The organism is Marinilactibacillus sp. XAAS-LB27 (genome assembly GCF_036039175.1).
GTDB lineage: Bacteria > Bacillota > Bacilli > Lactobacillales > Carnobacteriaceae_A > Marinilactibacillus.
In genome coordinates, this window is the sequence record NZ_JAYXKP010000010.1 from 1 (window position 1) to 12,550 (window position 12,550).

Sequence of the window (12,550 nt, forward strand, 5' to 3'; positions counted from 1 at the left end):
CGCGTTGTCGCAGGTTCGAGCCCTGCTTGCGGAGTTTTTTTGTACCCTCAAATAGGAAAAACAGGGTGGTTAAAATTGACCACGCAAAAAGCAGTCGTCCATAAAATTGGACAACTGCTTTTTTTATTGGATTATTTATTTAGCTGTTTCATGAAAATGATAAATTAGGTCTTCATTTTCAAAATCAAAGTCGATTTCTAGATCATAGCCATTAAAGAACCAATCATCTTCTTTACCTGCAAAGTAGGTTATTCCATTGACTTCTTGTTTCGCTAAAGGTTCACCTTCAAGTTCATCCACGGTTAAACCTACTGAAAAACCTTCATGAACTTCTGTATTACCATAAGTTTTTCCGAAGAAGCGTATAGCCCTTCCGTTATCTAGTGAAAATTCATCTTCAAACCATTGAATGGCATTATCTGTTAGTTCTAATTTAATATCACCACTCCTCTCTATATCCTATCATAATCTAATAAGAGGCGGCTGTCTTCCTTTTTTACTCTTAAATTAGACGATTCTGAGTAAACCAATTATTATGAAGATAGTGCTTGCGCTACTGCTTCTTCTAATGTAGTTTCTTTGTCAATCAATCGTTCAATGTCGGTATGGGTTTGTTCAATGTCGCCTTTTTCTATAGCATCGTATAGAGAAGCTGTGAACTGAGCTCCAGGTTCGCTAAGGCCGATAGAGGTAAAATAGTCTACTGCTTCATTTTTTGAAACTGCTTTATATTGAACTTCTTTTTCACTGATTTTACTCATGGTATCTGCAAGTTCTTGGAAAGACCAAGTTGATGAAGCTGCAAGATCAATTATCTGATTTTTAAAATTATCGTTCAGGAGCAATTGAGCAGTAGCTTTTGCTATATCATTTCTACTAGAGGTATTCAGTCTTCCAGAACCTGTATTTGAAACAAGCTTCCCTGATTTAACGGACTCTTTAAGTGAAGGATTAATAAATACTTCTGTATATAAAGGGTTTCTAATAAAGGTATAATCAAGTCCAGAAACTTTAATTATTGCTTCTGTTGCAACATGTAATTTAGCTAGAGATATTGTTGAATGATCTGCATTTGAAATACTAGTATAGTAAATATGAGAAACCCCAGCATCTCGGGCAGCTCTTACAACCGTAGCGTGTTGAACGGTTCTTTCCATGTCATCGTTACTTGGGCTAGAAATAAATAGAAGCTTATCGATTCCTTGAAAAGCATTGACTAGCGACGGTAAGTCATTATAGTCACCATAACGCACTTCGATGTCAGTAGAAAGCTGGCTTTTAGCTTTGTCTTCGTTTCGAACAACTGCTACAAGCGTGTCGTTTACTTTATGATTCAGTAATTCTTCAAGAACTTTGTTTCCTAAGTGTCCGGTCGCTCCAGTAATGGCAATTGTCATAATGTAGTCCTCCAATTAATTGTTTTACGTACTTTTAATAAGTAAATCTAGTTTCATTCTAATTGTAATACAAGCCGAAGTCAATGTGTAAAAAACTATACAGGATAGAAACGGTTTTGGTAAGATAAGTTCAGAATGAAAATTGGAGGATAGTAATCTATGACGAACATTGTGATTGCTTCTGATTCTTTTAAAGGAAGTGCTGATTCTAAAAAAGTAGCTGAGCAAATCGCTAAGGGGATCAAGCGTGTTTCAACAGATGTATCTATTTCTGAATATGTTATTGCTGACGGCGGAGAAGGAACGGTTGAAGCTATTATAGGAATGATCGGCGGGGCCTATCACTATGCAGTAGTCAGAAATCCATATGGTGAGAAAGTAAATGCCATGTTTGGTATGATTGACAAGGAGACAGCTATTATTGAAATAGCAGAAGCGAGTGGATTGCAATACCGAGAGTCAGATAGCGATCCTGGGATATCTTCGACTTACGGCACCGGTGAATTGATACGAGCAGCTTTGGATATAGGAGCGAAGCACATATATATAGGATTGGGTGGTAGTGCAACGATTGATGGTGGTGCTGGAATGGCACAAGCACTTGGAATAAAATTACTAGACCAAGCTGGCGTTGATATTGGCTATGGTGTGAAAGAACTTGAGCGCTTAGATAGAGTAGATTATAGTCAGATAGATACTAGAATTGCCAAAGTTCGTTTCAGTGTATTGTCTGATGTGACCAATCCATTAACAGGTCAAAATGGTGCTACAGCTGTATTTGGTCCTCAAAAGGGTGTTCAGGAATCAGACATCAAACGGTTTGATGAGTTATTAAAGCAATACGCAGATATAATAGAAAAAGAAACCAATCATCGTTATCAAAATGCTCCGGGATCAGGTGCTGCTGGGGGCTTGGGTTTTGCTTTACAAGCATTTTGTAATGCTAAACTTACGAGTGGAATAGAAGAAGTTCTGAAGCTGATCAAGTTAGAAGAGGATTTAAAGAAAGCAGATCTTGTGATAACGGGTGAAGGAAATATGGACGGCCAGTCTGTGCAAGGGAAAGCCCCAGTCGGCGTTGCACGTTTAGCTAAGAAATACGGCTTACCCGTCATCGCAATTGTTGGTGGACGAGAACAAGACTTGTCGAAAATCTATCATAGCGGGATTGATTTGGTCATTGATACGGTTAATCGGCCGATGACCTTACAAGAAGCCATTATTGATGTAGAGGCGTTACTGATTGAAGCAGGGGAAACAGCCTTTAGAGCGTACCAATTAGGAGCAAAAAATAAAAAGTAGAGGAAGTTTATATGAAAACTGAAAAAGCGAAAATGATAGCTGGAGAATTATACAACCCAGGTGATGAAGAATTGGTGAAAGCAAGAGTACGAGCGCACACGTTGTCTAAAGAATACAATCAATTACCAGTGGAACAGGAAAGAACTGAAATGATTAAGGAGATTTTCGGAGGGACCGGTGAAAGGTTACACGTAGAACCGGGGTTAAGAATAGATTATGGATTTAACGTGAGTGTAGGAGAAAGATTCTATGCAAACTTTGACTTGGTATTACTGGATACTTGTCCTATTGCTGTAGGCGACAATGCCATGTTTGGACCAAGAGTTAGCCTTGTGACACCTGAACATCCGCTAGATCCAGTAGAACGGAATTCAGGTGTTGAATTCGGGCGACCGATTACAATTGGAGATAATTGCTGGATTGGTTCGGATGCAACGATTATAGGGGGTGTCACGTTAGGCGATAATGTCGTTGTTGGCGCAGGATCCGTTGTTACAAAATCCTTTGGAGACAACGTCGTAATAGCTGGAAATCCGGCTCGTATAATCAAAAAAATTGAGAATAAGTCTTCATAAACTTTTTTATCATTCTTTTAGAGTTTGGTCACTGTGCACAAAAGCTTCTTTCTTATTTGTGCACTTTAACGTAGAACTATAAAACCGTTTACATTAGAATGAACTATGTAAAGAAGGATAGCAGAAAATATAAAACTCAAAGAGGAATGGTGAATAAAATGGTAGAAATCGCATTGAAAAATATTTATAAGAGTTATGATAATTCAGAAGATTATGCAGTATCAGACTTTGATATGAGAATTAAAGATCGCGAGTTCATCGTATTTGTTGGACCATCTGGTTGTGGTAAATCTACAACACTACGTATGATTGCTGGACTTGAAGAAATCTCAGAAGGCGAATTATGGATTGGCGATACATTGATGAATGATGTGGCACCTAAAGACCGTGATATCGCAATGGTATTCCAAAACTACGCATTATATCCACATATGACTGTTTTTGATAACATGGCTTTTGGTCTTAAATTACGTAAATATAAAAAAGACGAAATCAAGAAACGTGTAGATAATGCTGCTGAGATCTTAGGTCTTACTCCATTACTTGATCGTAAACCAGCTGCATTATCAGGTGGACAACGTCAACGTGTTGCCTTGGGACGTGCGATTGTACGTGATGCAAAAGTATTCCTTATGGATGAGCCATTATCAAACTTAGATGCTAAGCTACGTGTAGCGATGCGTGCTGAGATTGCGAAACTACACCAACGTTTGAATACGACTTCAATTTATGTAACACATGATCAAACAGAAGCGATGACAATGGCAGATAGAATTGTTATTCTTAAAGACGGATTTATCCAACAAATCGGAACACCTAAAGAAGTTTATGATTTCCCTGTAAATGTTTTTGTTGGTGGATTTATTGGATCTCCTGCTATGAACTTCTTTGATGTAACACTTACTGGAAACAGAATATCAAATGGTAACGGTATGGAAGTTGAAGTTCCAGAAGGTAAACTGAAAATGCTTCGTGAAAAAGGCTATACTGATGGTGCTAAACTTGTCTTCGGTATCCGTCCAGAAGATATTCACAGTGAACAAGTAGCGCTAGATGCTTCTCCAAACACAGTAATTACTTCTAAAGTTGCGGTTTCTGAGTTACTTGGAGCTGAAACAATGTTGTACTCTGAGATAGGTGGAGTGGAATTTGTCGCTAGAGTAGATGCGCGTGACTACCATAAACCAGGTGAAAATGTAGATTTAGCTTTCGCTATGGGTAAATCACACTTCTTTGATACTGAAACACAAAACGTTATCCGTTAAGCATATAGATAAGATAAAGATCTTCTCCTGAATAACTTACAGGAGAAGGTCTTTTTTATTGAATTCTGGATATAAAACTTACAGAAGTATAAGGAAAAATTTCTGTAGTTTTTGTGAAAAATTGAGCGATTAAGGGCTGTATAAATGTATAAACATTCAATTGCTTCTTATTTATTCGCGCTTCCTTTTATCATCAATTAATTGGTCTTTGGATAGTATAATAACGAGGGGTATCTGAAAGAAAATATAGGTTTTAAGACCCTACCTTTTCATGTAGAATAGGAACAGATGAATTTAGAGGAGAAGAACGAATATGAGCGAACGTGTACGTGGTTTTGAAGTTGTTACAAAATATGAAGGAGAATCGATTGAGCTACCTAATCGAGCTACAAAAGGATCAGCAGGATACGATTTAAAAGCAGCAGTAGATATTGTAGTACCTTCTATATGGAAAGCTTTATTAGAGAATCAAGGCCTTGCTAACTTAATGGAAGGAAACTCTATTAAAGATGAGAATAAAGCTTTTTTGTCGTCAACTTTAGTTCCTACTGGTGTTAAAGCGTATATGCCTGAGCAAGAGTATTTATTATTAGCGAATCGGTCAAGTAACCCGATGAAAAAACAATTAGCACTACCAAATGGAATTGGTATTATTGATGCTGATTATTATGGGAATTCAAGTAACGAAGGAGAAATATTCGTACAATTGATTAATTATGGTTTCGAAGACGTTGAAGTTAAAAAAGGTGACCGTATAGCACAAGGGATATTTACGCCATATGAGGTTATAGATAATGAGGTAAGTGAATTCCAAACTAGAATCGGTGGATTTGGTTCTTCAGGAGAGTAGTAAAGAAACATTACTCATCATGAGAAAGAAATCAGAACGTTCTATGCATATAATGTGAAGATAGCTCGTTTATTACAGCTATATGGTATAATAATAAAATCAGTTATTAAAAGAAAATAGACTGAATTTTTATCCAGAATCATTTATAAGTAAAGGGGTAAACTGATTGGCGAAAAAGAAAGCGACAGTGTTTGTATGTCAGCATTGCGGGTATGAATCACCGAAATATTTAGGGAAATGCCCGAGTTGTGGAACATGGAATCAAATGGTAGAAGAAACGATTCCAGATAAAACGGATAGCAGAAGTAGAGTCTCTTTAAGTGGTAAATCATCTAAAGCAGAAGCTATTACAGACATTACAATTGAAAAAGAAGAACGAGTAAAAACGAAATTAGCTGAATTTAACAGAGTACTTGGTGGTGGCGTAGTGCCAGGGTCATTGGTTTTAATCGGTGGAGATCCGGGGATCGGAAAGTCTACCTTACTACTGCAAGTTGCTGCGCAGTTGAATAACGGTGGAGGAACAGTCCTCTATGTATCTGGAGAAGAAAGTGCTAGTCAGATCAAGATGCGTGCAGAGCGACTGGAACTTCGCGGGACGGACTTTTATCTTTACGCAGAAACGGATTTAAGTTTGATCCAAGAAACCATTGAGAATATTAAACCTGACTATGTAGTGATCGACTCGATTCAAACAATGCATCATCCTAAAATCGATAGTGCTTCAGGAAGTGTCTCTCAAGTTAGAGAGTCAACAGCAACATTACTGCAGCTTGCTAAAATGAATAATATTGCTATTTTTATCGTAGGGCATGTAACAAAAGAAGGAAACATCGCTGGGCCAAGAATGCTTGAGCACATGGTGGACACTGTTTTGTACTTTGAAGGGGAACGTCACCATACTTTCCGTATCTTGAGAGCTGTGAAAAACCGGTTTGGATCTACCAATGAGATTGGTATATTTGAGATGAGAAATGGCGGTCTTGAAGAAGTACTGAATCCTTCTCAACTGTTTTTGGAAGAAAGATTGGCAGGGGCGACGGGGTCATCGGTCGTAGCAGCAATGGAAGGAACTAGACCTATATTGGTGGAGATTCAATCATTGATCTCGCCTACAGTATTCGGTAATGCCAAGCGAACAGCTAGTGGACTGGATTACTCCAGAGTCTCTTTAATTATGGCTGTTTTAGAAAAAAGAGCGGGTTTGCTTTTGCAAAATCAAGATGCTTATTTGAAAGCGGCCGGTGGTGTGAAGTTAGACGAGCCAGCAATTGATCTTTCAATCGCAGTAAGTATCGCTTCTAGTTATAAAGAAAAAGAAACACGAGCAACAGACTGTTTTATCGGTGAAATCGGCTTGACTGGAGAGGTTAGAAGAGTTTCTAAGATTGAACAACGTGTTAACGAAGCCGCAAAACTTGGCTTTAAACGAATTTTTGTGCCTAAAAATAATTTGGACGGATGGACTTTCCCTAAAGGGATTGAACTCATTGGATGCTCGACCATTTCAGAAGTCATTAAAAAAGCATTCAATTAACGATGAGAGGAGGATTTGATGATTACAAATTTGATTATATTAACACTTGTTTTAGTCGGAGGGAGTCTAGGTTATAATTTCTTCCCGGAGCTTATGGATTTTATTCCTTCGGTACCTGCGTGGATCGCAAATCCTATTGTAGGGTTGATTCTTGGTGCAGCTATTTTTTACCTGCTATCTTTCCAAGTAATCAAACCAATTGAACGGTCAATCAAGAAAATGGAAAGTTTTTTCAGTCAACTAAGTGTTGCTTATCTGATTTTTGGTAGTGTGGGTGCGATTATTGGACTTATTCTTGCTATATTGGTTAGTATACCCCTCGCTGCGCTGAACATGATTTTTGTAAGTAATGTTTTACCCTTGATTTTGGCGGTGTTTTCAGCTTATTTCTGTTTCCAAATTGCGACATCTAGGCGAGAAGAAATCCGCCGTCTTTTCACTTCTAGAGCACAAAAACAAGAAGAGAATGGTGTTTTAGAACGTAAAGAAGGCGATTCATTCAGAAGATACAAAGTTCTAGATACAAGCACCATTATAGATGGTCGAATTCTTGATGTTACAAAAGCTGGATTTTTAGAGGGCACGTTTGTCGTTTCACAGCATGTTTTGCAAGAGTTACAGTATATTGCAGATTCTTCAGATAGCCTAAAAAGAGTTCGAGGCAGAAGAGGGCTCGATATATTAAATGCTTTGCAAAAAGAAGAGAAGATTGAAGTGCAAATGGATGATAGTCCTTTACCGGAATCAGATGAAGTAGATATGAAGCTTGTTCACTTAGCTAAAAAGATGGATGGCGTCGTTGTAACCAACGATTACAATTTAAATAAAGTAGCGGAATTTCAAAAAGTGCCTGTATTAAATATTAATGAACTTGCCAATGCCGTAAAACCCGTTGTTATACCTGGTGAAACGATGCGCGTTATGGTCGTTAAGAATGGTACGGAAAGAAGTCAAGGTGTTGCTTATCTGGACGACGGAACGATGGTCGTGGTAGAGGAAGGCCAACATTATATGAATAAATCCGTCACTGTTGTGGTTACAAGTGCCCTACAGACAAATGCCGGGCGAATGATTTTTGCGAAAATGGAACACAGTCAAAAAGGGATCGACGATTGGAAAGAAACAAAGTGAGAAAAACCTATGAAGTCATCTTACTAGGTGCTGGTTCAGGCGTACGATTTGGAAGTCCAGAAAATAAAATTGTAGTGGAACTGAATCAGCGTCCAATTTATGATTATTCGCTGAATCTTTTTTTGAAAGATCATCGATGTGAACACGTCTTATTTGTGATACAAGCTGAAGAACAAGTCGCAATGGAGAACCAGATCAAACAGCTATATGGACAGTTACCTGAAAAGCTTTCGTTTATACAAGGTGGTTCCCAGCGACAATATAGTGTAGAAAAAGGATTAGCAGCATTACGTTTTCCAGAAGAAGGATATGTTTTTGTGCATGATGCAGCCAGACCATTTATCGATTCAGACATGATAGATCAGTTGTTTGAGGCTGTGAAAGTGGATGAAGCCGTTCTGCTGGCAGTCCCTGCTAAAGATACAATCAAAGTTATTCGAAATGGAGAAGTTCATCAAACGCTCCATCGTCCAGTCATTTGGCAAGTTCAAACACCTCAAGCTTATAAAAGTGAATTGTTGATTCGTGCCTACCAGCAAGCAGCGCAGGATGAATACCTCGGGAATGAAGAAGGGGAACTGGTTGAGAGAATCAATCACCCGGTGAAGGCGCTAGAAGGTAAAGATCATAATTTGAAAATTACAACTTCGACTGATTTTATTATAGCAGAGGCATTACTCAAGCATTTGTAGTAAAATAAGATAGATTAAGCCTGAATGATGAAAAGATACTGGGATTTAGCTTCTGTATGTAGCAATTTTTATCTAATCATGTTAAGTTTTAAAGAAGGAACAGCTAGTAGAGCTTTTAAAAAGGAGAGTCTATATGGATAAAAAAGTTCGTGTAAGATATGCACCGAGTCCAACAGGGCATTTGCATATAGGAAATGCGCGTACAGCATTATTTAATTACTTATTTGCCCGTCACCATGGCGGAGAAATGATCATCAGAATTGAAGATACAGATACCAAACGAAACGTAACAAACGGAGAACAAAGCCAACTAGATAACCTGAAGTGGCTAGGGATTGACTGGGATGAAAGTGCAGATGTGGGTGGACCGTATGCACCATACCGTCAATCTGAGCGTAAAGATATTTATGATCCGCTGATTGAACAGTTACTTGCTAGCAATTATGCTTACAAATGTTATTGTACATCTGAAGAGCTGGAAGCAGAACGTGAAGCTCAACGTGCACGTGGGGAAATGCCTCATTATAGTGGGAAATGTGCAAACCTTACCCCAAGTGAGCAAAAAGCCAAAGAAGATGAAGGTATCGTGCCTGTCGTCCGTCTACGTGTTCCTAAAGGAAGCACATACACATTCGATGATATGGTAAAAGGCGACATCACATTTGAATCAGATTCAATCGGAGGAGATTGGGTGATTCGTAAGCGTGACGGTATGCCGACTTACAACTTTGCGGTTGCAGTGGATGATCACTATATGGAAATCTCTCATGTGTTAAGAGGAGACGACCACATTGCGAACACGCCAAAACAAATGATGGTCTACGAAGCGTTTGGTTGGGAGCCACCTATTTTTGGCCACATGACTTTGATCATCAACAGTGAAACAGGTAAGAAACTAAGTAAACGTGACGAAACCATCTTGCAGTTTATTGAGCAGTATCGTGATTTAGGATATTTACCAGAAGCGTTGTTCAACTTTATTACATTGCTTGGCTGGTCTCCTGTGGGCGAAGACGAACTGTTTTCACGCCAAGAATTTATCGATATGTTTGATCACAAGCGTCTGGGAACTTCTCCAGCTGCCTTTGATTCCAAAAAATTGGAATGGATCAGTAATCAGTATTTCAAACAAGAAGACTTGGATGAAGTGACACTTAAAGCTGTTCCTCATCTAGTTAAAGCGGGTTACCTTGAAGAGAACCCAACACCGGAAAAAAGTGAGTGGGTTAAGAAACTCATTGGCTTATATCACGAACAAATGAGTTATGCAGCTGAAATCACTCAACTGGCTACGTTATTCTTTGAAGAAGATATTGAGTGGGATGAAGCGTCAAAAGAAGTCTTGCAAGGTGAGGGCGTCTCTCAAGTCCTTGAATCTTTCGTTAACCAGTTAAAAGAGGTTGAACCGTTTGAAGCAGATGAGATCAAAAAAGCAATCAAAGCTGTTCAGAAAGAAACCGGTATAAAAGGTAAGAACTTATTTATGCCTATTCGTGTTGCCGCAACAGGACAACAACACGGACCTCAATTAAACGATGCGATTGAACTGCTTGGAAGAGACCGTTCTATTGAACACGTTGAAAAAGCAAAAAGCTTACTACCAGAATAAATACAGCCAAAAATCAAGATAAGAAAAGTAGTTTGAAAGTAGCCTTCAGAAAGCCTGAGTAGATGTGAACAGGTGGCGGACTTTCAAATGAAGTGCCTCTTTGAATTAAATCATCGAATCTGACTATTTAAGTAGATGATTTCGATTTATCTCCGTTAAAAGATAGAAAGGGAAAGGTCTTTTTCAAAGAGTCTTTCTGAAAAAAAGTGGAACCACGTATTTGGCGTCTTTTATAGAAGCTGAATGCGTGGTTTTTTGGTAGACTGGAAATGAAAAAAGAACAAGTAGGTTGGGAGGAGCCAGATAGATGATTGAATTATATAATACATTATCAAATCAGAAAGAACGGTTTGAGCCACTTCAGGAAAATAAAGTGAGCATGTATGTTTGTGGACCCACTGTCTACAACTATATCCATATTGGAAATGCAAGAAGCACGGTTGCTTTCGACACGATTAGACGATACTTTGAATACCGAGGATATGAGGTTAATTATGTATCGAACTTTACAGATGTTGACGATAAAATCATAAAAGCTGCTGAAGAGCTTAAGTTGACTGCTCCAGAAGTAGCGGATCGCTTTATTGAAGCGTACTATGAAGATACAGAAGCTTTACATGTGAAAAGAGCTACACATGCACCAAGAGTAATGGATAATATCCAGGAAATTATTCAATTTATTGAGGTACTGATTGAAAAAGGATTTGCCTATCAAACAGACGGAGATGTTTATTATCGAACCAGAAAGTTTGAAGGCTATGGGAAATTGAGTGGGATATCAGTAGACGACTTGGAATTGGGCGCCAGTAACAGATTAGAAGAATCAGAAAATATGAAAAAAGAAGATCCTCTTGATTTTGCACTATGGAAGTCAGCTAAAGGAGAAGAAATTAGTTGGACATCTCCATGGGGAGAAGGTCGTCCGGGTTGGCATATCGAATGTTCAGTCATGGCTACAAAGTATCTTGGAAATACAATTGATATTCACGCAGGGGGACAGGATCTGACATTTCCGCATCATGAGAACGAAATTGCACAATCAGAAGCGAAAACTGGAGAACCTTTTGCGAAGTACTGGCTACACAATGGTTTCGTGACGATGAACGAAGAAAAAATGAGTAAGTCGCTGGGAAACTTTGTTTTAGTGCATGATCTTAAGAAAATTCATGATCCTCAAGTACTAAGGTTTTTCTTGTCTACCGTACACTACCGCCATCCAATCAACTATACGGATGAGACGATTCATGAAGCAAAGTCTAATCTAACAAGAATCCAAACGGCCTATGCAAATGCTAGCCACCGTATTGAACAAGCAGAAGAATCTTTAGAAGATGATACAAGCCAGATTCAAAAATGGAAAGACCTGGTTCAACAGTTTGAAAAGCATATGGATGACGATTTCCAGGCACAAAATGGTATCACAGATGTATATGAAATGATTAGAAACTTAAATGTCTACCTTGAACAAAAGCAAGTATCCAAAAAAGTTTTGGCATTTGCTATGAAGCATCTAGAAGAAGTTCTAGCTATATTTGGGATACAATTAGACTTAGTGATTGATACAGAACTTCTGGATAAAGAAGTTGAAGAGTTAATTGAAGAAAGAAATCAGTCTAGGAAAGATAGAAACTTTGCTAGAGCAGATGAAATTAGAGACTTGCTACAAGAAAAAGGCATTTTACTTGAAGATACACCGCAAGGAATTCGCTGGAAAAGGAAGGAATCCTGATGAAGGCGAAGGACGCGGAGTTGCTGAACGGACTGGCGCTTGCATACATGGGAGATGCTGCGTATGAACAGTCGATAAGAGAGCATTTACTGACAAATGGCCAGACGAAACCAAACCAACTGCACCGCTTGGCAACGAATTATGTATCGGCCAAAGCACAAGCTTGGTTGATTGAAGAACTGATCGAAGAAGATCGTTTGAATGAAGTTGAAATGGATTTTTACAAAAGAGGGCGTAACGCAAAAAGTTATTCTAAAGCCAAAAATACAGATGGATCAACTTACAATAAGTCTTCTGGATTTGAAGCCGTGATGGGATACTTGTATCTGACAAAACAAGAAGATAGATTACACGAATTAATAGAAGTATGTATAAAAAAAGTCGACAAGACACTCACTCAGTAAAGTGTCTTGAAAGGAGGAAATCGCTTGCCTAAGAATCAAGGTGGTAAAAGACCAGATCG

The 12,550-nt window shown here is 38.6% G+C and carries 12 protein-coding genes and 1 other annotated feature; of the genes, 10 read left to right on the forward strand and 2 right to left on the reverse strand.

Annotated elements, in window-relative coordinates; translation table 11 throughout:
- Positions 1 to 135: 135 nt before the first annotated feature.
- Positions 136 to 300, reverse strand: a complete 165-nt coding sequence (locus tag VXN63_RS11080) for a hypothetical protein (protein WP_327758148.1) — start codon at positions 298 to 300, stop codon at positions 136 to 138.
- A 233-nt stretch (positions 301 to 533) separates the two neighbouring features.
- Positions 534 to 1,397, reverse strand: coding sequence for an SDR family oxidoreductase (locus VXN63_RS11085; RefSeq protein ID WP_327758149.1), 864 nt, complete (start codon positions 1,395 to 1,397; stop codon positions 534 to 536).
- A 159-nt stretch (positions 1,398 to 1,556) separates the two neighbouring features.
- On the opposite strand from VXN63_RS11085, the gene VXN63_RS11090 reads away from it, so the two are divergent.
- The 10 genes from VXN63_RS11090 (at position 1,557) to VXN63_RS11135 (ending at position 12,491) form a co-directional block, all read left to right on the forward strand.
- A complete protein-coding gene (locus VXN63_RS11090; protein WP_327758150.1) occupies positions 1,557 to 2,699 on the forward strand; it encodes a glycerate kinase in 1,143 nt (380 codons plus the stop codon).
- A gap of 11 nt (positions 2,700 to 2,710) precedes the next feature.
- A complete protein-coding gene (locus VXN63_RS11095; protein ID WP_327758151.1) occupies positions 2,711 to 3,274 on the forward strand; it encodes a sugar O-acetyltransferase in 564 nt (187 codons plus the stop codon).
- Between the two features lie 158 nt (positions 3,275 to 3,432).
- Positions 3,433 to 4,539: an ABC transporter ATP-binding protein gene (locus tag VXN63_RS11100; protein WP_327758211.1), complete on the forward strand. Its 1,107-nt coding sequence runs from the start codon at positions 3,433 to 3,435 to the stop codon at positions 4,537 to 4,539.
- Positions 4,540 to 4,852: 313 nt separating this feature from the next.
- Positions 4,853 to 5,389 carry a dUTP diphosphatase gene (locus VXN63_RS11105; protein WP_327758152.1) on the forward strand — a complete coding sequence of 179 codons (537 nt, stop codon included), beginning with the start codon at positions 4,853 to 4,855 and terminating at the stop codon, positions 5,387 to 5,389.
- 166 nt (positions 5,390 to 5,555) lie between these two features.
- A complete protein-coding gene (radA, locus tag VXN63_RS11110; protein ID WP_327758153.1) occupies positions 5,556 to 6,926 on the forward strand; it encodes a DNA repair protein RadA in 1,371 nt (456 codons plus the stop codon).
- Between the two features lie 18 nt (positions 6,927 to 6,944).
- Entirely contained in the window at positions 6,945 to 8,057 is a 1,113-nt protein-coding gene (locus tag VXN63_RS11115; protein WP_327758154.1) for a PIN/TRAM domain-containing protein, read from the forward strand.
- Positions 8,039 to 8,749 (forward strand): 2-C-methyl-D-erythritol 4-phosphate cytidylyltransferase, encoded by a 711-nt coding sequence (gene ispD / locus VXN63_RS11120; protein ID WP_327758155.1) that lies wholly within the window; start codon positions 8,039 to 8,041, stop codon positions 8,747 to 8,749. Before VXN63_RS11115 ends, ispD begins: the two co-directional genes overlap by 19 nt.
- Before the next feature lie 133 nt (positions 8,750 to 8,882).
- A complete protein-coding gene (gene gltX / locus VXN63_RS11125; protein WP_327758156.1) occupies positions 8,883 to 10,358 on the forward strand; it encodes a glutamate--tRNA ligase in 1,476 nt (491 codons plus the stop codon).
- A 6-nt stretch (positions 10,359 to 10,364) separates the two neighbouring features.
- Positions 10,365 to 10,592 (forward strand) — a binding site (T-box leader).
- Positions 10,593 to 10,665: 73 nt separating this feature from the next.
- Positions 10,666 to 12,087, forward strand: coding sequence for a cysteine--tRNA ligase (gene cysS, locus VXN63_RS11130; RefSeq protein ID WP_327758157.1), 1,422 nt, complete (start codon positions 10,666 to 10,668; stop codon positions 12,085 to 12,087).
- Positions 12,084 to 12,491, forward strand: coding sequence for a Mini-ribonuclease 3 (locus tag VXN63_RS11135; protein ID WP_442915313.1), 408 nt, complete (start codon positions 12,084 to 12,086; stop codon positions 12,489 to 12,491). The genes cysS and VXN63_RS11135 overlap by 4 nt, the downstream gene beginning before the upstream one ends.
- Positions 12,492 to 12,550: the final 59 nt, after the last annotated feature.

Excerpts from the sequence above, each read along its gene's own strand:
- VXN63_RS11100 (WP_327758211.1), top strand. The coding sequence starts at position 3,433 with ATGGTAGAAATCGCATTGAAAAATATTTATAAGAGTTATGATAATTCA.
- VXN63_RS11115 (WP_327758154.1), top strand. The coding sequence starts at position 6,945 with ATGATTACAAATTTGATTATATTAACACTTGTTTTAGTCGGAGGGAGT.
- VXN63_RS11090 (WP_327758150.1), top strand. The coding sequence starts at position 1,557 with ATGACGAACATTGTGATTGCTTCTGATTCTTTTAAAGGAAGTGCTGAT.
- gltX (WP_327758156.1), top strand. The coding sequence starts at position 8,883 with ATGGATAAAAAAGTTCGTGTAAGATATGCACCGAGTCCAACAGGGCAT.
- VXN63_RS11095 (WP_327758151.1), top strand. The coding sequence starts at position 2,711 with ATGAAAACTGAAAAAGCGAAAATGATAGCTGGAGAATTATACAACCCA.
- cysS (WP_327758157.1), top strand. The coding sequence starts at position 10,666 with ATGATTGAATTATATAATACATTATCAAATCAGAAAGAACGGTTTGAG.
- VXN63_RS11105 (WP_327758152.1), top strand. The coding sequence starts at position 4,853 with ATGAGCGAACGTGTACGTGGTTTTGAAGTTGTTACAAAATATGAAGGA.
- VXN63_RS11085 (WP_327758149.1), bottom strand. The coding sequence starts at position 1,397 with ATGACAATTGCCATTACTGGAGCGACCGGACACTTAGGAAACAAAGTT.